This is a genomic window from Flavobacterium okayamense (assembly GCF_019702945.1).
GTDB classification, from domain to species: domain Bacteria; phylum Bacteroidota; class Bacteroidia; order Flavobacteriales; family Flavobacteriaceae; genus Flavobacterium; species Flavobacterium okayamense.
This window is the reverse complement of record NZ_AP024749.1, coordinates 215,673-238,484: the sequence shown is the minus strand read 5'-3', so window position 1 is coordinate 238,484 and position 22,812 is coordinate 215,673. Positions and strand designations below refer to the sequence as shown.

Annotated in this window: 23 protein-coding genes and 1 tRNA gene; 17 read left to right on the top strand and 7 right to left on the bottom strand. The window is 31.2% G+C overall.

What is annotated here, in order from left to right; genetic code table 11:
• The first annotated feature begins 2 nt into the window (after positions 1–2).
• From mraY to KK2020170_RS01160, 11 genes are all read left to right on the top strand, one after another.
• Positions 3–1,223 (top strand): phospho-N-acetylmuramoyl-pentapeptide-transferase, encoded by a 1,221-nt coding sequence (mraY, locus tag KK2020170_RS01210; protein WP_221258996.1) that lies wholly within the window; start codon positions 3–5, stop codon positions 1,221–1,223.
• 1 nt (position 1,224) lies between these two features.
• On the top strand, positions 1,225–2,556 hold the full coding sequence (murD, locus tag KK2020170_RS01205) for a UDP-N-acetylmuramoyl-L-alanine--D-glutamate ligase (protein WP_221258995.1): 1,332 nt from the start codon (positions 1,225–1,227) through the stop codon (positions 2,554–2,556).
• 3 nt (positions 2,557–2,559) lie between these two features.
• Positions 2,560–3,840 carry an FtsW/RodA/SpoVE family cell cycle protein gene (locus KK2020170_RS01200; protein ID WP_221258994.1) on the top strand — a complete coding sequence of 427 codons (1,281 nt, stop codon included), beginning with the start codon at positions 2,560–2,562 and terminating at the stop codon, positions 3,838–3,840.
• Position 3,841: 1 nt separating this feature from the next.
• Positions 3,842–4,945, top strand: coding sequence for an undecaprenyldiphospho-muramoylpentapeptide beta-N-acetylglucosaminyltransferase (gene murG, locus KK2020170_RS01195; RefSeq protein ID WP_221258993.1), 1,104 nt, complete (start codon positions 3,842–3,844; stop codon positions 4,943–4,945).
• Positions 4,946–6,295, top strand: coding sequence for a UDP-N-acetylmuramate--L-alanine ligase (murC, locus tag KK2020170_RS01190; protein WP_221258992.1), 1,350 nt, complete (start codon positions 4,946–4,948; stop codon positions 6,293–6,295). It begins immediately after the preceding gene.
• Entirely contained in the window at positions 6,282–7,007 is a 726-nt protein-coding gene (locus KK2020170_RS01185; RefSeq protein WP_221258991.1) for a cell division protein FtsQ/DivIB, read from the top strand. Before murC ends, KK2020170_RS01185 begins: the two co-directional genes overlap by 14 nt.
• Positions 7,008–7,014: 7 nt before the next feature.
• Positions 7,015–8,376, top strand: a complete 1,362-nt coding sequence (gene ftsA, locus KK2020170_RS01180) for a cell division protein FtsA (protein ID WP_221258990.1) — start codon at positions 7,015–7,017, stop codon at positions 8,374–8,376.
• Between the two features lie 14 nt (positions 8,377–8,390).
• Positions 8,391–10,364 (top strand): cell division protein FtsZ, encoded by a 1,974-nt coding sequence (ftsZ, locus tag KK2020170_RS01175; protein WP_221258989.1) that lies wholly within the window; start codon positions 8,391–8,393, stop codon positions 10,362–10,364.
• Positions 10,365–10,453: 89 nt separating this feature from the next.
• Positions 10,454–10,903 (top strand): GatB/YqeY domain-containing protein, encoded by a 450-nt coding sequence (locus KK2020170_RS01170; protein ID WP_221258988.1) that lies wholly within the window; start codon positions 10,454–10,456, stop codon positions 10,901–10,903.
• Between the two features lie 87 nt (positions 10,904–10,990).
• Positions 10,991–11,067, top strand: a tRNA-Arg gene (locus KK2020170_RS01165).
• Positions 11,068–11,197: 130 nt separating this feature from the next.
• Positions 11,198–12,178 carry a hypothetical protein gene (locus KK2020170_RS01160; RefSeq protein WP_221258987.1) on the top strand — a complete coding sequence of 327 codons (981 nt, stop codon included), beginning with the start codon at positions 11,198–11,200 and terminating at the stop codon, positions 12,176–12,178.
• 55 nt (positions 12,179–12,233) lie between these two features.
• On the opposite strand, the gene KK2020170_RS01155 is transcribed toward KK2020170_RS01160, so the two are convergent.
• Together KK2020170_RS01155 and KK2020170_RS01150 are read right to left on the bottom strand one after the other, a co-directional pair.
• The gene (locus tag KK2020170_RS01155; RefSeq protein ID WP_221258986.1) at positions 12,234–12,947 is read right to left on the bottom strand and encodes a LytR/AlgR family response regulator transcription factor; all 714 of its coding nucleotides are present in this window, start codon (positions 12,945–12,947) and stop codon (positions 12,234–12,236) included.
• Positions 12,940–14,004 carry a sensor histidine kinase gene (locus KK2020170_RS01150; protein ID WP_221258985.1) on the bottom strand — a complete coding sequence of 355 codons (1,065 nt, stop codon included), beginning with the start codon at positions 14,002–14,004 and terminating at the stop codon, positions 12,940–12,942. Before KK2020170_RS01150 ends, KK2020170_RS01155 begins: the two co-directional genes overlap by 8 nt.
• 212 nt (positions 14,005–14,216) lie before the next feature.
• Between KK2020170_RS01150 and KK2020170_RS01145 the strand changes: the two genes are divergently transcribed.
• From KK2020170_RS01145 to KK2020170_RS01135, 3 genes are all read left to right on the top strand, one after another.
• Positions 14,217–14,564 (top strand): MotA/TolQ/ExbB proton channel family protein, encoded by a 348-nt coding sequence (locus tag KK2020170_RS01145; protein ID WP_221258984.1) that lies wholly within the window; start codon positions 14,217–14,219, stop codon positions 14,562–14,564.
• A gap of 69 nt (positions 14,565–14,633) precedes the next feature.
• Entirely contained in the window at positions 14,634–15,437 is an 804-nt protein-coding gene (locus KK2020170_RS01140) for a zinc-dependent peptidase (RefSeq protein WP_221258983.1), read from the top strand.
• 88 nt (positions 15,438–15,525) lie between these two features.
• The gene (locus KK2020170_RS01135) at positions 15,526–15,945 is read left to right on the top strand and encodes a CBS domain-containing protein (protein ID WP_221258982.1); all 420 of its coding nucleotides are present in this window, start codon (positions 15,526–15,528) and stop codon (positions 15,943–15,945) included.
• A gap of 23 nt (positions 15,946–15,968) precedes the next feature.
• Here the strand turns inward: KK2020170_RS01135 and rpe are convergent, their stop codons facing one another.
• The 5 genes from rpe to KK2020170_RS01110 form a co-directional block, all read right to left on the bottom strand.
• Complete coding sequence (gene rpe, locus KK2020170_RS01130) at positions 15,969–16,628, bottom strand: ribulose-phosphate 3-epimerase (RefSeq protein ID WP_221258981.1); 660 nt, start codon at positions 16,626–16,628, stop codon at positions 15,969–15,971.
• 131 nt (positions 16,629–16,759) lie between these two features.
• Positions 16,760–17,623 carry a sigma-70 family RNA polymerase sigma factor gene (locus KK2020170_RS01125; protein ID WP_045967558.1) on the bottom strand — a complete coding sequence of 288 codons (864 nt, stop codon included), beginning with the start codon at positions 17,621–17,623 and terminating at the stop codon, positions 16,760–16,762.
• Positions 17,624–17,764: 141 nt separating this feature from the next.
• Positions 17,765–19,936: a polyribonucleotide nucleotidyltransferase gene (locus tag KK2020170_RS01120; RefSeq protein WP_221258980.1), complete on the bottom strand. Its 2,172-nt coding sequence runs from the start codon at positions 19,934–19,936 to the stop codon at positions 17,765–17,767.
• 137 nt (positions 19,937–20,073) lie between these two features.
• Entirely contained in the window at positions 20,074–20,343 is a 270-nt protein-coding gene (gene rpsO, locus KK2020170_RS01115) for a 30S ribosomal protein S15 (protein WP_221258979.1), read from the bottom strand.
• Positions 20,344–20,456: 113 nt separating this feature from the next.
• Positions 20,457–20,909 (bottom strand): GAF domain-containing protein, encoded by a 453-nt coding sequence (locus KK2020170_RS01110; protein WP_221258978.1) that lies wholly within the window; start codon positions 20,907–20,909, stop codon positions 20,457–20,459.
• Positions 20,910–20,982: 73 nt separating this feature from the next.
• Between KK2020170_RS01110 and xrtF the strand changes: the two genes are divergently transcribed.
• The 3 genes from xrtF to KK2020170_RS01095 are packed head-to-tail and all read left to right on the top strand — an operon-like array spanning position 20,983 to position 22,811.
• Entirely contained in the window at positions 20,983–21,540 is a 558-nt protein-coding gene (xrtF, locus tag KK2020170_RS01105; RefSeq protein WP_255567326.1) for an exosortase family protein XrtF, read from the top strand.
• Complete coding sequence (locus KK2020170_RS01100) at positions 21,515–21,952, top strand: exosortase F system-associated membrane protein (protein ID WP_221258976.1); 438 nt, start codon at positions 21,515–21,517, stop codon at positions 21,950–21,952. The genes xrtF and KK2020170_RS01100 overlap by 26 nt, the downstream gene beginning before the upstream one ends.
• 31 nt (positions 21,953–21,983) lie before the next feature.
• The gene (locus KK2020170_RS01095) at positions 21,984–22,811 is read left to right on the top strand and encodes an ATP cone domain-containing protein (protein ID WP_221258975.1); all 828 of its coding nucleotides are present in this window, start codon (positions 21,984–21,986) and stop codon (positions 22,809–22,811) included.
• Position 22,812: the final 1 nt, after the last annotated feature.

Below are 22,812 nucleotides of genomic sequence, written 5' to 3'. Positions count from 1 at the left end.
CCATGTTATATTATATTTTTCAATATTTAGACAAAGCTTTTGATATTCCTGGAGCAGGAGTGTTTCAATATATCACCTTTCGTTCGGCATTGGCATTTATTTTATCGTTGTCAATTGCAACAATTTACGGTAAAAAAATAATTGATTTTTTAAGAAAGCAACAAGTTGGTGAAACCGTTCGTGAATTGGGTTTAGAAGGACAAAGCCAAAAAGCAGGTACGCCAACAATGGGTGGTGTTATTATCATTTTAGCCACTTTAATTCCAGTTTTGTTATTAGCCAAATTAGAAAATATTTATGTGATTTTACTAATTGTAACGACAGTTTGGATGGGAACAATTGGTTTTATTGATGATTATATTAAAGTTTTTAAAAAGGATAAAGAAGGTTTAAAAGGAAGGTTCAAAGTAATTGGTCAAGTAGGTTTAGGATTAATAGTTGGCTCGGTTCTTTATTTTCACCCTGGTGTTACCATTAAAAAAGAAATTGAATTAAAAAAAGATACATTTGAAAATGTAGTTAAAACAAATTCAATAGAAATTAAATCTACTGAAACAACAATTCCGTTTTTAAAGAATAATACTTTCGATTATGCAGAAGTGTTTTCTTTTATGGGAGATGGTTATGAAAATTGGGCTTGGTTAATATTCATTCCAGTTGTAATTTTTATTATCACAGCTGTTTCAAACGGGGCTAATTTAACCGATGGAATCGATGGTTTAGCTGCCGGAACTTCAGCAATATCGGTTTTAACGTTAGGTATTTTTGCCTTCGTTTCTGGTAATATCATTTTCTCTGATTATTTACATATCATGTATATCCCAAATTCTGGGGAAATGACAATTTATATAGCTGCGTTTGTTGGAGCATTAGTTGGTTTTCTTTGGTACAATGCTTATCCAGCTCAGGTTTTTATGGGCGATACAGGTAGTTTAACCATTGGTGGGATTATTGCAGTGATTGCAATTGCCATTCGTAAAGAATTATTAATTCCAATTATATGTGGTGTCTTTTTAGCAGAAAACTTGTCAGTAATGTTACAGGTAAGCTACTTTAAGTACACTAAGAAAAAATATGGCGAAGGAAGACGTATTTTTTTAATGTCTCCTTTACACCATCACTATCAGAAAAAAGGATTTCACGAAAGTAAAATTGTGTCTCGTTTTTGGATTGTTGGAATTCTATTAGCCATATCGTCATTAGTGTTATTAAAACTAAGATAAGATGCGATTAGTAGTATTAGGTGGAGGTGAAAGCGGAGTTGGAACGGCAATTCTGGGAAAGAAGAAAGGATATGATGTTTTTGTGTCTGATTTTGGGAAAATAAAAGATAATTATAGAGAAGTTCTTTCAATTAATGGAATAAAATGGGAAGATGAAAAGCATACGGAAGAATTAATTCTTAATGCCGATGTAGTAATGAAAAGTCCAGGAATTCCCGATAAAGCACCCATCGTAAAAAAGTTGGTTGAAAAAGGAATATCTGTAATTTCTGAAATAGAATTCGCGATTCAGTTTACAAAAGCAATGACTATTGGAATAACTGGAAGTAATGGTAAAACAACAACAACTTTGTTAACGTATCATTTGCTTAAACAAGGTGGGTTGAATGTTGGTTTAGGTGGAAATATTGGGAAAAGCTTCGCTTGGCAAGTAGCCGAAGATAAGCATGATGTTTATGTTTTAGAGTTGAGTAGTTTTCAATTAGATGGAATAATAAATTATAAACCACACATTGCTATTATTACAAATTTAAGCCCAGACCATTTAGATCGATATAATTACGATTACAATTTGTATATCGCTTCAAAATTCAGAATAACAATGAATCAAGATGAAAATGATTATTTAATTGTTGATTATGATGACGTTGAAATAACAAAGTGGTTACAAAACAATACAACAAAAGCAAATGTAATTCCTTTTTCGATTTTAAAAGAATTAGAAAACGGAGGAAGTATAAAAGAAGAAAATTTAAATAACTATATCAATAACGAACTATTTACTATGCCAATCAACGAATTAGCTTTAGAGGGAAAACACAACATTAAGAATGCTATGGCTGCAACAGCAGTAGCACAGTTGATGAAAATTAGAAAACAAACCATTCGTGAGAGTTTAAGTAATTTTCAAGGTGCTGAACATCGTTTAGAAAAAGTATTGAAAATACAAGGTGTTCAATATATAAACGATTCTAAAGCTACAAATGTTAATGCGACATTCTTTGCATTGGATAGTATGACAACTCCAACAGTATGGATTGTTGGAGGTGTTGATAAAGGAAACGATTACGACGAGTTAATGTCTTTAGTTCGAGAAAAAGTAAAAGGGATTGTTTGTCTTGGGATTGATAATCAAAAGTTATTTAACACATTTGAAAATGTTGTAGATGTTATGGTGGAAACTACTTCAATGACTGAAGCAGTTAAAATTGCTGAAAAAATTGCTGAAAAAGGTGATACGGTTTTGCTTTCACCTTGTTGTGCTAGTTTCGATTTATTTGAAAATTACGAAGATAGAGGTCGCCAATTTAAAAATGCAGTTCACAATTTATAAGAGATGAATTTTTTGATAAACAGATTAAGAGGAGATAAAGTAATTTGGGCAATAGTGGTGCTATTGGCTCTCATTTCCTTTTTACCTGTTTACAGTGCAAGTACAAATTTGGTTTACGTTATTGGTAAGGGTTCTACTATTGGGTATTTGTTAAAACATTTTGTGCATTTATTTATAGGATTTGTTATTATTTTTTGGGTTCATAAAGTACCCTATCATATATTTCGAGCATTATCAATTATAGGTATTCCTGTAGTGATTTTGTTATTGATTTATACTTTGTTTCAAGGAACAACTATTGGAGGTGCAAATGCTAGCCGATGGATTCAAATTCCGTTTGTAGGGATAGGTTTTCAAACGTCTACTTTAGCATTTACAATCTTAATGGTTTACGTTGCAAGGTATTTGGCAAAAGTAAGCGATAAGGAATATTCTTTTAAGGATTCGCTTATGGAATTATGGCTACCAGTTTTTGGAGTATTAGCATTGGTTTTGCCTGCTAACTTTTCAACGACTGCATTAATATTTTCTATGGTTTGTATGTTGGTTTATGTTGGTCAATATCCATTAAAATATTTAGGTGTTATTATCGGAGCAGGAATAATCGCATTAACTTTTTTTATACTTGTAGCTAAAGCATTTCCAAACGCAATGCCTAACCGTGTTGACACTTGGATTAGTCGTGTGGATAGTTTCTTGGATGGGGAAAATGATGTAAGAGATGATGATTATCAAATAACGCAAGCTAAAGTTGCTATTGCTACTGGTAAAATTCACGGATTAGGTCCTGGTAAAAGTGTTCAGAAAAATTTCTTACCACAATCTTCTTCCGATTTTATTTTTGCAATAATAGTTGAAGAATATGGATTAATAGGAGCTGTTACAATACTATTTTTCTATTTGTTGCTTTTTGTTAGATTCATTATAAACGCGCAAAAAGCATCAACCTTATTTGGTAAATTATTAATAGTCGGACTTGGCTTTCCTATTATCTTTCAAGCCTTAATTAATATGGCAGTTGCAGTTGAATTGTTGCCTGTAACTGGACAAACTTTACCATTAATTAGTGCTGGGGGAACTTCAATTTGGATGACATGTATTTCAATTGGAATTATTTTAAGTGTTACAAAAAAAGATGAAGAAGTTGCTCTTGATGAACAAGAAAGTAAAAATCGAGAAGAAGCTTTACAAAGAATTATTAATAAAGAGTTAGAAGTTTCTGCGAATGAAACGGACGAAGATAAAGAAGGTTTAAATCCATTAGAACCTATTTTAAATCAGTAATATGGATAAGAAACATAGATTTATAATTAGTGGAGGAGGAACAGGAGGACATATATATCCTGCGATTTCTATTGCTAATGAATTAAAAGAACGTTTTCCAAATGGAGAATTTTTATTCGTTGGTGCCCAAGATAAAATGGAAATGCAAAAAGTTCCACAAGCAGGTTATGAAATAAAAGGACTTTGGATTTCTGGAATTCAAAGAAAATTGACGTTGCAAAATTTAGCATTTCCTTTTAAGTTATTATCTAGTTTATGGAAATCATATAGAATTATAAAAAGGTTTAAACCTGATGCTGTAATAGGAACTGGAGGTTTTGCTAGTGGAGCTGTTTTAAAAGTAGCTTCAATGTTAGGTATTCCAACGTTAATTCAAGAACAAAATTCTTATCCAGGAATAACGAATAAATTATTAGCAAAACAAGCAAAATCAATTTGCGTAGCTTATGAAGGAATGGAGAAATTCTTTCCAAAAGAAAATCTTCATTTAACTGGAAATCCTGTCCGTCAAGATTTATTAAATGTAGATGATAAACGTTTGCAAGGAATAACGTATTTTGAATTAAATGCCGACAAAAGAACGTTATTGATTTTAGGCGGAAGTTTAGGTGCGAGAAGAATTAACGAATTAATTGAAAAAGAATTAGATGTAATTCTTCAATTAGGTATTCAAGTTGTTTGGCAATGTGGAAAATTATATTATGAAAAATATAAACATTTAAACGAAGTTGAGAATGTTCATGTTTTAGCATTTATAGATAGAATGGATTTTGTTTATGCTGCTGCCGATTTTATTATTTCACGTTCAGGTGCATCTTCAATTTCAGAATTGTGCATCGTTGGGAAACCAACAATATTGATTCCTTCACCCAATGTTACTGAGGATCACCAAACTAAAAATGCTTTGGCTTTAGCAGATAAAAAAGCTGCAATTTTATTGAAAGAATCTGAGCTTGATGATAAATTTAGAGTTACTTTTGCCGACCTTATTTCAAACGATACATTGCAAGAAGATTTAAGCAAAAGAATACATAAAAAAGCGTTGCCAAATGCAACAAATCAAATCGTAGACGAAATAGAAAGATTAATTGGAGTAAGACAATAAATGAATTTAAATCAAATACATAACGTTTATTTTATTGGTATCGGCGGAATCGGTATGAGTGCTCTTGCGCGTTATTTTATGCACTTGGGTAAAAATGTTGCGGGCTACGATAAAACGAAAACACAATTAACTGATGAGTTAGAAGCACTTGGAATGAATATTCATTTCGATGATGAAATTTCGCTTATCGATGAAAAGTATTTGAATAAAGAAAACACATTAGTTGTTATAACTCCTGCAGTTCCTAAAAATCATTCGGAATGGAATTACTTTTTAGATAATGATTTTGTAGTTAAAAAGCGAGCCGAAGTTTTAGGAATTATTACCAAAGATACGTTTTGTTTTGCAATCGCAGGAACACATGGTAAAACAACTACTTCTAGCATTTTAGGTCATATTTTGTTTGAAAGCGGAGTAGATGTAACAGCTTTTTTAGGCGGAATTGTTGAAAATTACAACTCAAATTTAATTGGTGCTGGAACTTCTGTTACAGTTGTTGAAGCCGATGAGTTTGATCGTTCGTTTTTACACTTACATCCTAATTTAGCGTGTGTCACTTCAATGGATGCTGATCATTTAGATATTTATGGTGATGCATCTGCAATTGAAGATTCGTTTAGAGAATTTGCGGCAAAAGTAGAAGGTGAAAAATTATTTATCGCTAACGGACTTCCATTAAACGGTGATACAATTGGGATAAATGAAGAAGCTACTTTTTCAGCTCAAAATATTCGAATTGAAAACGGATTTTATGTTTTCAATGTAAAAACACCTAACGAAATAATTGAGAATATTCAGTTTGGTTTACCAGGACATCATAATTTATCAAATGCTTTAATTGCTTTAGCAATGGCTAAAAGTTATGGTGTTTCCAATGAAAATATTAAAAAAGCATTAGCATCTTTTAAAGGTGTTCGTCGTCGTTTTTCTTTCCAAATTAGAGAAGAAAAGTTAGTGTATATAGATGATTATGCACATCATCCAACCGAGATAAATGCTGTGCACCAAGCAGTGAGAGAATTGTATCCTAACAAAAAAGTGTTGGCAATTTTTCAACCGCATTTGTTTTCAAGAACAAAAGATTTTGTAGATGGTTTTGCCGAAAGTTTATCAAAGTTTGACGAGATAGGCTTGATGGAAATTTATCCAGCAAGAGAATTGCCTATAGAAGGTGTAACTTCAAGCTGGTTGTTAGATAAAATTACGAACACAAATAAACATTTGGTTCAAAAAGAAGAAGTGTTAGGATTTATAAAAAAATCAACTTTTGAGGTGTTAGTAACAATCGGTGCAGGCGATATTGGAGAAATGGTTAAAGACATTAAAAAAATGTTGTATGAAAAAGTTTAATTGGCATAATATACGACTTGTATTAATCATATTTGTTATGGTTTTCTTGTATTCTTTTTCATCAACACGAAATGAAAAAAGAGTAATTGAAGACGTAAATATTTCATTTGCAAAGGGTCAAGAGAATTTGTTCATAACTCACGAAATAGTTAATAACTTGTTGAAACAAAATTTAGGAGGCTCGTTAAAAGTTGAAAAAGATAAAGTAGATTTGAATACTTTAGAAACTGTTCTCGATGATCACGGGATGATTGAAAAAGCTGAAGTTTTTTCAACAATAGATGGTTCTCTAAGTGCGCAAATAATTCAAAAGACCCCAATTGCCCGATTTTTATCAAGTGATACTTCGTATTATCTTGATAGTAAAGGAGATAAAATGCCTTTATCCGAAAATTTTTCTGCGAGAGTTCCTCTTGTGGTTGGTTCGCTTGCGGAAAATGGAACGGCAAAATACATGGAATTGTTGAACGAAATCAATCAAGATGATTTCTTAAACAAAAACATTACAGGTGTGAAGATTCTTCCTTCAGGAAGTGTTATTCTGACCAATAGAAATTACGATTATAAAATCGTTTTTGGTAATCCTGTATATGTAAAAAAGAAGTTGAAGAATTACAAAGCATTCTTTTATCATGCGGTAAAAGATACTTTAGTAAAACAGTATAAAGAAGTAAACTTAATGTTTACAGAACAAGTAGTTTGTAAAAAATAATAGTATCATGAACAAAGACACTATTGCAGTAGGATTAGATATCGGAACCACAAAAATTGTGGCAATGATTGGTAGAAAAAATGAGTACGGAAAATTAGAAATTCTTGGCGTTGGAAAAGCTAAGAGTTTAGGTGTTCATAGAGGTGTAGTAAATAATATTACGCAAACTATTCAATCGATACAACAAGCTGTTTTAGAAGCTGAAAGCGATTCTGGTTACAAAATTAATGATGTAGTTGTTGGAATTGCGGGTCAACATATTAGAAGTATACAACATAGTGACTATATCAGTCGTTCTAATGCTGAGGAGGTAATTGGTGAACTTGATATTGATTCATTGATTAATCAGGTGCATAAATTAGCCATGTTGCCTGGTGAAGAAATTATTCATGTTTTGCCTCAAGAATTCAAAGTTGATGGTCAAAGTGAAATTAAAGAACCAATTGGAATGTATGGCGGACGTTTAGAGTCGAGTTTTCACGTTGTAGTTGGGCAAGCAGCATCAATCAGAAATTTAGGGCGATGTGTTAAAAGTTCTGGTCTAGAATTATCAGGTTTAACATTAGAACCATTAGCATCTGCAGATGCAGTATTAAGTCAAGAAGAGAAAGAAGCAGGAGTGGCGCTAATTGATATAGGTGGTGGAACAACAGATTTAGCCATTTTTAAAGACGGTATTATTCGTCACACTGCTGTAATTCCATTTGGAGGAAATGTGATTACAGAAGACATTAAAGAAGGGTGTTCAATCATAGAAAAACAAGCCGAATTATTAAAAGTGAAATTTGGTTCAGCTTGGCCAGGTGAAAACAAAGACAACGAAATTGTTTCAATTCCTGGTTTAAGAGGGCGTGAACCTAAAGAAATTTCATTAAAAAACTTGTCGAAAATTATTCACGCAAGAGTTGTGGAAATAATTGAACAGGTTTATGCTGAAATAAAATTGTACGGTCACGATGATCCAAAGAAAAAATTAATTGCAGGGATTGTATTAACGGGTGGTGGTTCACAGTTAAAACACATTAAGCAATTAGTAGAATACATTACGGGTATGGACACTCGTATTGGTTACCCGAATGAACACTTGGCAGGAAATTCTGAAGAAGAATTGTCAAGTCCATTATATGCTACTGCAGTAGGTTTGGTAATGAACAGTATTCGTAATAATACTAAGAGTGCAACACCTTTAGTAGAAATGAAAAAAGAAGAACCTGTTTTTGAAGAACCAAAAACTGTAGAAAAAGAGCCGCAAGTAGTTGAAGAGGAAGAAAAAAAACCTGTTCATGAGACTACTGAAGATAAAATCAAAAGATCATTTTTTGATAAGTATATTGAGAAGATTAAAGAGTTTTTAGATAACGCCGAATAAAAAAGTACCACATTATGTCAGAATTTTCAAGTATTGAATTCAATTTGCCAAAAAACCAATCAAACGTTATCAAAGTTATTGGTGTAGGAGGTGGCGGAAGCAATGCCATCAATCACATGTTTAAACAAGGAATCAAAGGTGTTGATTTCGTTGTTTGTAATACCGATGCACAAGCGCTTCAAAATAGTCCAGTGCCTAATAAAATTCAGTTAGGATTAAACCTTACTGAAGGTTTAGGAGCAGGTGCTAATCCTGAAGTAGGGCATCAATCAGCAATTGAAAGTGTTGCTGAAATTGAAAAAATGTTAGACACCAACACAAAAATGGTTTTCATTACTGCTGGTATGGGTGGTGGAACAGGAACAGGTGCTGCTCCTGTAATTGCTCAATTAGCTAAGGAAAGAGATATTTTAACAGTTGGTATTGTTACTATTCCTTTCCAGTTTGAAGGTAAAAACCGTTCAGAACAAGCTATGCTTGGAGTTGAAAAACTTCGTAAGCAAGTGGACTCGTTAATTGTGGTAAACAATAATAAATTAAGAGAAGTTTACGGAAATTTAGGTTTCAAAGCAGGTTTCTCTAAAGCTGATGAAGTGTTAGCAACTGCGGCTCGTGGTATTGCCGAAGTTATTTCTCAACACTACATTCAAAATATCGATTTACGCGATGCAAAAACAGTTTTAGCAAATAGTGGAACAGCAATTATGGGTTCTGCAATAGCTTCTGGAGCAGATAGAGCAAAAGAAGCAATTGTGAGTGCTTTAGATTCTCCATTATTAAATGATAATAAAATTACAGGAGCTCAAAATGTGTTATTATTAATTGTTTCAGGTACATCTGAAACGGCAGAAATTACATTAGATGAGATTGGAGAAATCAATGAATTTATTCAAAATGAAGCGGGTTACAGTGCTAACATTATTATGGGTGTTGGTGAAGATGAATCATTAGGTGAAGCAATTTCAGTAACAGTTATTGCTACAGGGTTTAATATCGATCAACAAGCAGAGATTGTAAATTCTGAACCAAAAAGAATAATTCATTCTCTAGAAGACGAACAAAAAATCGTTCACGATTTGTCTTCAAAGCATATTCAAAATATTGAAGTAAACGAACCAATTTTTGAATCTAAAGCTGAAGAGGTGGAATTGCCAAAAGCAGAAGAAGTGGAAGATAAAGTAGTTTTTACTTTAGATGTCGAAGAAGAAGAGAAAATAGTTGAAGTTGAAGCACCTAAATTTGAAATTCAAGATGCAATTCCTTCAATGGATTTGGTTCCAACAACTGAGTTTTTGAAAAATTTAGATGTGACTTTTGAAGTTGTTTCTCCAGAAGTTGCTCCTTCATTTCAAATTATTACTCCAGAGATTAGAGAAATAGAAGTTATAGATCCAGAATTTGTAGTTGCTGAAGAATTTAATTTTTCATTGGATTTGTTTGACGGTCCAAAAGAATCAAACGAACAAAAAACAATTTTCGAGTTAACGGAAGAAACAAAACAAATGGAGGTAAAAGATCCTATTAATGTTGTTCCAGTTACTGAAGTTAATAAAGAAGGTGTAATTAAATATTCATTAGAAGATTATTTAGAAAAAGAAAAAGAATTAACGGCTTCAACTCCGGCTGCTAAAGTAGCGGAACCAGTTGATGAGGCATTAAACTTTGAAGTTAAGAAATCTGAGCAGCCAAAATTTGAAGATGCTGAAAATTTAGAGAATACTTCACCTTTCGAAATGACGATTGAAGAAACTTTACGAGCAAGAGCTGAAGAGCGTAAGCGTAAAATGAAAGAATTCAATTATAAATTTAATAATTCGTCATCTCATATCGATGAGTATGAAAAAGTTCCGGCTTATAAAAGAATGGGTGTAGATGTTACATCAACGCCACAAGAAAATAATCAGTCGCGAATGAGTTTAGGAACTGATAGTAATGATGATTTACAATTACGATCAAATAATTCTTTTCTACATGACAATGTAGATTAAACCATAGACCCTATACCTACAAAAATCCCGATTTTATCGGGATTTTTTTTATTTTTGCACTTTATTAATGAATATAAAAAAATCATAATATGAGTTTAGAAAAACAAATTATGGATCAAATGAAAGAAGCAATGAAAGCAAAAGATGCAGTAGCTTTAGAAGCTTTAAGAGCCATAAAATCAGGAATTATTTTAGCTAAAACAGAATCAGGTGCTAAAGATGAATTGTCTGCTGACGAAGAAATAAAATTATTGCAAAAGTTAGTAAAACAAAGAAAAGATAGTGCTGCAATTTATACAGAACAAGGAAGAGCAGATTTAGCAGAACCAGAATTAGCACAGGTTGCAGTAATTGAAAAATTCTTGCCTGCACAACTTTCAGAAGCAGAAGTAGAAGCAGAAGTTTCTAAAATTATTGCCGATGGTGGATTCTCTGGAATGGCTGCAATGGGTCAAGTTATGGGAGCTGCGTCTAAGCAATTAGCAGGAAAAGCTGACGGTAAAACCATTTCGACTATAGTTAAAAAGCTTTTAGCTTAAAATAGAAGAAAGTAAAAAGGAAAAAGTTAAAAGTAAAATAGGTTAAAAAAACTTTTACCTTTTGACTTTATACTTTTAAGTTATATTGGCTCCGTAGTTCAACTGGATAGAATAACGGATTTCGGCTCCGTTGGTTGGGGGTTCGAATCCCTTCGGGGTCACCAAAAAAATTAAAAATAAAAACACCAAGTTTACTTGGTGTTTTTTTATATGCAGATTTATTGAAAGTTTTTTGTATTTTTATCTCTCCAAGTAATCTGCCATACTCTCTTGATTTACAATAAATTGTAAATTATGAAGGTTTTAAGTTTTATTAGCTTTTTATTAGTATTTGCTAATGTTTATTCTCAAGTAGGTATAGGTACAACTTCCCCTAATGCTAGTTCTACATTACATTTAGAAGACACAACAAAGGGTTTGTTGATAAATAGAGTTGCTTTAGGTAATGTAACAAATGGTATTACACCGGTTAATATGCCAGCTACAGGTTTATTGGTTTACAACACAAATGCTACAGTTACGGGTGGACAAGGTATTGGGTTTTATTTTTGGAATGGTTCTCAATGGCAAAAGTTAATTACTAATAATGATAATAATGATTGGTCTTTAACTGGAAATACAGGTACAAACCCAACTAATAATTTTATTGGAACAACAGATAATCGTGATTTTGTTGTGAGAACAAATAATACTGAAAAACTTAGAGTTGAATCAGGTGGAGATGTAGGTATTGGTACAAATAATCCGTCACACACTTTAGAAGTTCAGGGTGATATTTTGTTTAATGGCGATTTTGTAAATCAAGAAATGATAGGAGTTCATTCTGGAACGATACAAAGTATTCCATATACTAATCTAGTTATGACCCCGATAACAGGAACTACAAATAGTATTACAATTGTAGATGGTAATGGAGTTAATAATTCTGCCGTTTTTATTAGTGCTTTCGCAAGAGTTTTTGGTGGTTCACTAAACGGAAGTAATAGTTCAATTGGAGGTTATTTTATGGTTTTACAAAGAGATACAAATCCGGCATTTCCTGCACCAACTATTCTTACATATACTAGTGGGATTTGTTATATTGAAACTCCAAATGGAGGTGTAAGTGCGGCTCTTGGTTTTGGTGGAGGAGGACACATTAGCTACATTGATTCGGCTTTGGCTCCAGGTACTTATTATTACAGATTGGCTTTTTATCCTAATGGTGTAGGAATAACTTCGGGTACATATGATGTATATCAAAGAGATGTAAACTTAATTCAAATAAAAAGATAATTAGCTATAATATTTTTTTATTTTTAGCTGTATACAATTAATGTGTAGACGATTTTTAAAATTTTTCAAGTATTTCCAAAACGCTTTTTTTGTAACTCCTACTTATTGGTAAAGCTGTTTTATTTATTTCTATAAATTCACTTGTAAAAGATTCGATATTGTTTAGTGAAATAATGTAAGAACGATGTATTCTTATGAATAGATCGACAGGAAGCTTTGCTTCTATGTTTGAAATTGTTTCTCTTGTGATAATAGTTTTTTTTGATGTATTTATTTTTATATAATCGCTCAAGCTTTCAATATATAGAATGTCAGAAAAATCAATTTTTACCATTTTTCTATCAGCTCGAACAAAAAGAAAATCATTTTTTTCTATTTCAATTTCTTTTAGATTTGAAAAATTTGAAATACTGTTTTCTCCCAAAAATTTGTTTACGGCTTTTAAAAAACGTTCAAATGAAATGGGTTTTAATAAATAATCAACGGCTTGTAAATCGAAACCGTCTAAGGCGTGTTCTCTATGTGCTGTTGTGAAAATTATTTTTATGTTTTTATTGATAGATTTTGCAAATGCCAAACCAGAAATTTCAGGCATATTAATGTCTAAAAAAATTAAATCGATTGGCATTTTGTTTAGTATTGCAAAAGCTTCGATTGCGTTTTTACAATTTCCACAATAGTTTAAAGGAGTTGTTTGCGATACATAAGATTCTAAAATTTCACGTGCTGCCATTTCATCATCCACTATTATGCAATTTGCTTTATTCATAAGTGTTTGATTTGTTTATAATTAGATTAATGATAAAAGTATTCTTTTCAGTTAATTTTTGTAAACTATAATTATTAGGATATAATAAATCCAATCGTTTGGTAATATTGTTTAGCCCAATTCCATCTGAATTCATTTCAGAATTTTCAATGTAACTGTTTTTAATGGAAAACTGTATTTGGTTCGGTTCTAAAAGAAACAAGTTTATATCAATCAATAAATATCCTTCAATTATGCTACCGTGTTTGAATGCGTTTTCTATAAAAGGAATAAAAATCATCGGTGCAATTTCTATGGTTTCAGGAATGTTATTTGTTTTAAAAGTCACTTTCAGTCGGTCTTCAAATCGTATTTTTTCCAAATCAATGTATTCCTTAATATGTTCAATTTCATCAGTTAATAGAACTTTTGGTTTTTGAACCTGATATAGAATATAATCTAATAGATTAGAAAGTTTTAAAATGATTTCGGGAGTATAATCTGATTTTTTTAAGGCAAAGGCGTATATAGTATTTAAAGTGTTAAATAAAAAATGAGGATGAATCTGTTTCTTTAAATATTGTAATTCTTGTTCTTTAATTTGAAGATTGGTTTCTAAAATTTTGTTTTCGAGGTTTTTTAATTTGTCTCTATCGTTAAAGTTGTGTTTTAAAATGAAAATAAAACTGACCAATCCTACAATAAGATAAACCAATATAAAGATGAAGATGAAATTTCTTCCCATTGGCGGAACTTCAGAAATATTTAAATTGGTGATAAAAATGAAACTTCCGTAAATAGCTAATACTATTAAGTAGGTTGATACTACTAAAGAATAAAATCCGTACAAGCCAAATTTAAAATATTGTTTAGTAAGTAAGTATTTTGGTATTAATATATATATAGTGCAATAAGTTGCTATTATTGCTATGGGAAGTAATAAACTGGAAAACCAAGTGATGTAATGTGTGTCATTTGAATTGTAACTAAAAAAGTAAACAAAAAAGAACCAAACGCCAACCCAAAAAAATAAATGGAGTAAGAAAGATTTGGTTGTATTTAGGGTTTTAGAAATCATTTTACCAAGATAATTAAAAACTTAAAGTTGTTACTTTATTTTGCGACGGATAACGTTTTTTTTAAGGGATTTAGTTATAAAAATTGCTTTTTTTGAAGTTTTCAATGTAAATTTGGTTGTTTGTCGTTCAAGTTGCTTCATCTGTCGCAAAACTAAAATTTGAAATTGTTAATAGGATATCTTCGTGCTATTAATAATTAAAAAATGAAAATATGATTTTAAACAGAATTACAGAAGGCGGTCCTTTTTTTATGGTACCTATTGTTTTACTATTAATTGTTGTTCTATTATTGATAGTAAAAGGTTTATTAAAACGAAATGATAATAGCAAAACAATTAAATTAATATCCTCGATAAGTTTATTTGTTTTGGTTTGGGGTTTGTTAGGACAAGCCTTAGGATTAATACAGGCTTTTGATGCTATACAAAGTGTAGGTAATGTTTCTGTTGAAATATTAGCTGGAGGTTTAAAAGTTACTTTTTTACCAGTTGTATTTGCTTTTTTTACTTTTTTAATAGGCAGAGCGGGTATAATTGTTTTAACATTTTTAGAAAAATAATTTTTTTTAGTGAGGTTAGTTTGGCCTATTTTTTTAAATTAGCGACAATAATTTAACCTCACTTATTTTTTGCAATATTTTTTAATTTTTATTGGTGTTATTTTCATAAGCTTATTTGCTTACAATGTAATTATAGAGCCTATTTATGCTTTTTTCTTTCGTAAACCTATTTATGTACATTTTTATCCATTTCCAAAAAAATTAAGTTTACACCAACTGCAAATTTTAAATAAGGAATTCGAATTTTATAATAAACTTTCTCATAAACATAAAAGATATTTTGAGCATAGAGTCGCTTCTTTTATAGAAAATTATGAGTTCATCGGAAAGGAAGATTTAGAAATCACAGATAGGATGAAGGTTTTAATTTCTGCTACTGCAATTATGTTAACTTTTGGTATGCGAAATTATATGTTCACCGTAATAGAAAAAGTAATTATCTATCCTGATGTTTATTATTCAAGCTTTAGTGACGATTATCATAAAGGAGAATTTAACCCAATGATGCAAGCTATTGTTTTTTCTTGGAAACACTTTTTGGAAGGATATGAAATTTCAAATGATAATTTGAATTTAGGTTTACATGAGTTTGGACATGTGTTACATTATCAAGGGTTAAAAAACACAGATACTTCGGCTACAATTTTTGCGGTTACTTACGATGAAATAATGGAACAAGTTAAGCATCCAGCAAATTTGAAACGATTACACGATTCTGATTATTTTAGAATTTACGCTTACACAAATGAATTTGAATTTATTGCGGTTTTATTAGAACACTTTTTTGAAACTCCAATTCGATTTCAGTCAGAATTTCCGCAACTTTTTGAAAAAGTTAAAGTTATGATTAATTTTTCTGAACCTATAAAATAAGAAAAAATTAATTAATAATCAATGATTTAGCGTTCTAAAATCCTCTTTTTTGTTTCTTAAATTTGTATAGTAATTAAAAACTAAGGAGATGAAAAATAGAGTTCCTGTTTCGACTATAATGACGAAAAATGTTATTAAGTTGAATACTTCTGATGATTTAACTAAGGCGGAAATGCTTTTTAAGAAACATTATATTCGTCATATTCCAGTAGTTAACGGAAACAAGATTATTGGAATGCTAAGTTATACAGATTTGTTACGAATTTCTTTTGCAGACGCTGTTGATGACGATGAAGAAGTAGTAGACACAACAGTTTATAATATGTTTACTGTTGAACAAGTAATGGCTAAAAATCTTGTAAAAGTTTCTCCAGATACAACAATTAAAGAAACTGCTGAAATTTTAGCAACTAAAGAATTTCATGCACTTCCCGTTTGTGAAGATGAATTATTAGTTGGGATTGTTACTACAACTGATTTGATTAAATATTTAATTGACCAATATTAAAAAAGCTCCTTAAGGAGCTTTTTTTATTTTGTAATTGAAAGTAAATCACTAATAGTGTGTTTTGGATTTTCAGCTCCAAAAACATAACTCCCTGCAACTAAAACGTCGGCACCAGCATCAACTAATTGCTTTGCGTTTTTATTGGTTACACCCCCATCAATTTCAATTAATGTAGAAGCGTCATTACGAGTTATAATCTCTTTTAATTGTTTTACTTTTTTATAGGTGTTTTCAATAAAAGATTGTCCACCAAATCCTGGATTAACACTCATTAAGCACACTAAGTCAATATCATTTATAACATCTCCAAGTAAACTAACATTTGTATGCGGGTTTAATGCAACTCCTGCTTTCATTCCATGATCTTTTATGGCTTGTAATGTTCTGTGTAAATGTGTACAAGCTTCGTAATGAACAGTTAAAGTTGAACAACCTAAATCAGCAAATGTTTTAATATAGCGATCAGGGTCAACAATCATTAAATGTGTGTCTAGAGGTTTTTTAGCATGTTTAGCAATTGCTTGTAAAACTGGCATTCCAAATGAAATATTTGGAACAAATACGCCATCCATAATGTCTATGTGAAACCATTGGGCGTCACTTTCATTAATCATTTCAATATCACGTTGAAGATTAGCAAAATCAGCTGCAAGAACGGATGGGGCAATAATTGTATTTTTCATGTGTTGTTGTTTTGTAGTGCAAATATAAACCTAATTTATAAATAAAAATAAAACTCCGGTAATCAGCCGGAGTTTCAATCATCAATCAAAAAACGAACAGTTATTAAACTGTTTGTAATTGTTATTAGGTATTATCCTAAATATGTTTTTAATATTTTACTTCTAGAAGTGTGTTTTAGTCTTCTGATAGCTTTCTCTTTAATTTGACGAACACGTTCACGAGTTAAATCAAAAGTTTCTCCTATTTCTTCTAATGTCATTGGGTGTTGATCACCTAAACCGAAGTATAAACGTACCACATCTGCTTCTCTTGGCGTTAATGTTTCTAGAGCTCTTTCAATTTCAGTTTGTAATGATTCATGAATTAACTCTCTATCAGGATTTGGTGATTCTCCAGAACGTAATACATCATATAGGTTTGAATCTTCACCTTCTACTAAAGGTGCATCCATTGATAAATGACGACCAGAATTCTTCATAGATTCTTTTACGTCATTTACAGTCATATCAAGTTCTTTAGCAATTTCTTCAGCCGAAGGAGCACGCTCGCTAGATTGCTCTAACAACGCATACATTTTGTTAATTTTATTGATAGAACCAATTTTGTTTAATGGTAAACGTACAATACGTGATTGTTCTGCTAAAGCTTGTAAGATAGATTGACGAATCCACCAAACTGCATATGAAATGAATTTAAATCCTCGAGTTTCATCAAAACGTTGAGCTGCTTTAATTAAACCTAAGTTTCCTTCATTAATTAAATCGGGTAATGTAAGTCCTTGATTTTGATATTGTTTAGCAACCGATACTACGAAACGTAAATTAGCTTTAGTTAATTTTTCTAAAGCTCTTTGGTCACCAGCTTTAATTCTTTGTGCTAACTCTACTTCTTCATCTGCAGTAATTAAGTCAACTTTACCAATTTCTTGTAGGTATTTGTCTAGGGAAGCAGTTTCACGATTAGTTACCTGCTTGGTGATTTTAAGCTGTCTCATTTATTTATTCCTTCTGTTTTTTTATGCTTTTGTTTGTTATACGTATAAGGTTGCCAAAAAGTTACAAAAACTTTAAAAATTTTTTCAAATAAAAAAGCCCTCATAAAATGAGGGCAGTCCTTATTGAATTAATATAGTGAATTAACCTTGAGGATTTTCTTTTTTCTCTATTGGTTTTTTGTCCTCTCTCGGTGGACGAGGTAATAATTGTTTTCTTGAAACTTTTTCTTTTCTTGTTTTAGGATCAACTCCTAAATACTTAATCATGAAAACATCACCCAAGTTAACTACATCGCTTGGTTTTTCTGTTCTTTCCCAAGCTAATTCTGAAACGTGTAATAAAACTTCTTGACCAGGAGCTCTTGTGTATTCTACAACTGCGCCAAAATCTAACATTTTAATTACTTTTACTTCATAAGCTTCGCCAATTTCAGGTTTGAAAATCATAGCTTCAATTTTTGCTAAAACAGCATCAATACCAGCTTGATTTGTTCCTAAAATTTCTACGATTCCTCTATCACCATCTTCGTTAAGAACGATAGTTGTTTCAGTATTTTTTTGTAATTCTTGAATATTTTTTCCACCAGGACCAATGAATGCACCAATCAAACTTGCTGGAATTGAACTCATAATAATCTTAGGAGCTTTTGGTTTAACAGTAGCTCTTGGCTGAGCAATAGTTTCTGTTAATTTTCCTAAGATATGCATACGTCCGTCACGAGCTTGAGCTAAAGCTTGTTCCATGATGTCATAACGTAAACCATCGATTTTGATATCCATCTGACAAGCTGTAATACCATCAGCAGTTCCTGTTACTTTGAAATCCATATCGCCTAAGTGGTCTTCATCACCTAAAATATCAGATAATACAGCAAATTTTTCACCATCGGTAATTAATCCCATTGCAATACCTGAAACTGGTTTAGAGATTTGGATACCTGCGTCCATTAATGCTAAAGTACCCGAACATACTGTTGCCATAGAAGAAGAACCATTAGATTCTAATACTTCTGAAACCACACGTACTGTGTAAGGGCAATCAGCAGGAATCATTCCTTTTAAAGCACGTTGTGCTAAGTTTCCATGTCCAACTTCTCTACGTGAAGTACCTCTTAAAGGTTTTGCTTCACCAGTTGAGAATGGAGGGAAGTTATAATGTAAATAGAATTTTTCTTCTCCTTGTTCTGATGGTAAATCAATTTGATTAGCTTCTCTTGAAGTTCCAAGAGTTACAGTTGCTAAAGCTTGTGTTTCACCACGAGTAAAAATTGCTGAACCGTGAGTTGATGGTAAATAATCTACTTCACACCAAATCGGGCGAATTTCTGTAGTTTTACGACCATCTAAACGAATTCCTTTTTCAAGAATTACATTACGAACAGCTTCTTTTTGAATTTTGTAATTATATTTAGAAACAAGCTCGGCTAAATCTGTATTTTCTGCATATTCTTCTTCAGAATATAAAGCTTTTACTTCTTCTTTAACTTCTGCAAATTTTTCACCTCTTTCTTGTTTAGAAGAAGCTTCTTGCGCAATTGCATAATATTTATCGTAAGCAGCTGCTTTAACTTTAGCTTTAACAGTTTCGTCTTCTAACTCACCTTCGTATTCTCTGTAAGCTGGAGAACCTAAAGCTGCTCTTAATTTTTCTTGTGCTACAATTTGTACTTTGATAGCTTCGTGAGCAAATTTAATTGCTTCAATCATTTCAGCTTCAGAGATTTCTTTCATTTCACCTTCAACCATACAAACAGAATCTTTAGAAGCACCAATCATCATATCTAAATCTGATTGTTCTAATTGTTCGCGGTTAGGGTTGATAATTAATTTACCTTCAACTCTACCAACTCTTACTTCTGAAATAAGGTTGTAAAAAGGAATGTCAGAAACTGCTAGTGCAGCTGAAGCAGCTAAACCTGCTAAAGCATCAGGCATTACATTTTCGTCATGAGACATTAATTGAATCATAACTTGAGTTTCAGCATGATAATCATCTGGGAAAAGTGGACGTAAAACACGGTCTACTAAACGCATCGTTAATACTTCTTGGTCACTAGGACGAGCTTCTCTTTTGAAGAAACCACCTGGGAAACGACCTGCTGCAGCAAATTTTTCACGGTAATCTACTGTTAACGGTAGGAAATCTACTCCTGGATTGGCTGTACGGGCTGATACTGCAGTTGCTAATAACATCGCGTCGCCCATACGAACCACGACAGAACCGTCTGCTTGTTTGGCTAATTTACCTGTTTCGATAGAGATAGTTCTTCCATCTCCTAAATCGATAATTTCTTGGGTTACTTTAGGAATCATAAATTTGAATTCTTAATTAAACAAAGGGTAGTTGTGTTGTTGTGTGTTGTTGTTAGTTGCTTGAAACCCAATGAAAAACCAAACTTTTTTCTGTCTTTTTTTGTAAACAAAAAGGGGCGCAAAGCCCCTTTAGTTGATTATTTTCTAATACCTAATTCTTTAATAATCTCACGATATCTGTTGATATCTTTCTTCTTTAAGTAGTCAAGAAGACTTCTTCTTTTACCTACTAATTTCACTAACGAACGCTCAGTGTTGTAATCGTGACGATTTTGTTTTAAGTGTCCAGTTAAGTGGTTGATTCTGAAAGTGAACAATGCAATTTGTCCTTCAGCAGAACCAGTGTTTTCAGCTTTTCCTCCGTGTTTAGCGAAGATGTCAGCTTTAGTTTCTTTAGTTAAATACATTCCAATATTTTTTTAAATGATTTTTATGTATGAATTAAGTCTATCCTAATTCGGGTGCAAAGTTATAATAAAAAATGAATTTTAAACTATAAAATTTATTTTTTTTGATTGATTTAAAATAGAGTTGCAATTTCCTGATTTACAAATTCTAAGAATCGTTCATCGGCTTCTGTGAAAGGGTCTATTTCGTGCGAATCGATATCGATTTGACCAATGTTAATTCCATTTACAAATAAAGGAATTACAATTTCCGATTTTACTGTAAAACTGCAGGCTATATAGTTGTCTTGAGCTTTTACATCTGGAACAACAAAATTTTCATTAGATTCTGCAACTTGTCCACAAATTCCTTTTCCAAATGGAATTACGGTATGATCTGTTGGAGCACCAACATATGGGCCAAGATGTAATGTTTTGTTTTCATGGTTTGCAAAATAAAAACCAACCCAGTTATAATATGGGACTTCTTGATTTAAAAATTTGCAAACTTCTAATAGTTTTTCATCTCTAGTTGCTTCAGATGAAACTAAAGTTTTGATTTGGGGTTTTAATGAATCAAAATTCATGATTGAAATTTTTTTGCAAAAATATTTATAAAATGATTCATTAAAATATTTATTTTTGTTAAAATTCACTCTTTTGAAATCTATATACAACCAATACAAGCCATTTTTTTCTTTTTTAGGTAAATTTTTGGTTTTTTATATTGCTTTTGCACTCATTTATAAATTGTATTTAAATCAATTTGATACGAATCGACTTGAAGTAGATACTATTTCAGAAAAGGTTGCTCACCAAACTGTTGGAGTAATTAATTTTTTTGGAGGCGAAGCAAGTACGTATCATCACGATTTTGAACCGTCGATGAAAATCTTTTTTAAAGAAAAATATTCAGCACGAATTATAGAAGGATGTAATGCAATAAGTGTTATTATTTTATTTGCAGCTTTTATTTTTGCTTTTTCTAATGGTCTTAAAAAAACAACATTGTATATAATTGTAGGTTCTTTACTCATTTATATTTTAAATATAATTAGGATTGCACTATTAACATATGCTTTGTATTATTATCCTAAACATGAAGAATTATTACATGGTACTATTTTTCCGCTCTTCATATATGGTATAGTTTTTCTTTTGTGGATTTTATGGGTTACTAAATTTTCAGGTTATGCTAAACGAAATATTGAAGGATAAATATAAATTAGCAATAATTGGGATTTTGGTTCTACTTCTAGTTTGTATCCGTTTATTTGAAGCAAGAATATTTTATGATCCTTTTTTAGATTTCTTTAAAACAGATTTTCAAAACAAAGAATTACCGAATTATGATATTTTCAAGTTACTTTTAAATTTATTTTTGAGATACTTCTTAAATACTGCAATTTCAATTGGCATGTTATATATTTTATTTAAGGATAAAAATATAACTAAACTTTCGCTATTACTTTTTGTATTCTTATTTATTGTTTTAATAATTCTATTTTTTATTGAATTAAAATTTGTTAATGATTATTTATTATTGTTTTACACTAGAAGATTTTTAATTCAGCCAATTTTTTTAATTCTTTTTATACCAGCTTTTTATTACCAAAAACTGAATCGATAATTTTCGTAAATTAGTGTTATAGTTTTATAACATGAAAATTAAAAAGCAATCTGGTGAATGGGTTAACTTCGATAGACAAAAATTAATTAGATCACTTATCAATTCTGGTGCTAATTATGAATTAGCTAACGCTATAGTTTCTGAAATAGAATCAAAAATTCAAGATGGAGCAACTTCTAAGCAGATTTTCAGGTTAGCTTTTCAAAAACTTCGGACTAGATCAAACTCTAATGCAGCTCGATATAGCTTAAAAAAAGGAATTCAGCTGTTAGGTCCAGCCGGATTTTATTTTGAAAAATTTATCGCTAGAATATTTGAATTACAAGATTATTCAACTAAAACAAATTTAATTGTAGAAGGGAATTGTGTTTCACACGAACTAGATGTTGTTGTTCAAAAAGATATGCATTTAGCTATGATAGAATGTAAATTCCACGGGAGCCAAGAAACCAAAACCGATGTAAAAGTTCCGATGTATATTTTGTCTAGATTTAACGATTTAAAGAACAGAGATTACAATTTCTTTTCATCTAATCAACAGTTTACAAAATGTTGGATTGTAACTAATAATAAGTTTACAGAAGATGCAGTAAAATTTGGAGTTTGTAGCGAATTAAATTTATTAAGTTGGAATTATCCAGAAAATAATAGTTTAAAAGATATTATTACACATTACCGAGTTTTTCCTATAACTTGTTTAACAACAATAACTCAAGCGGAAAAAGAAATACTTCTTCTTGAAGATATTTTAACAGTTTACGATTTTATTCATTTTGGAAAAAGTAAAACTAATTTAAAACTGAGTCAAAATCGATTGAAAAAAGTATTAAATGAATGTCACCAACTTTTAAATAACTAGG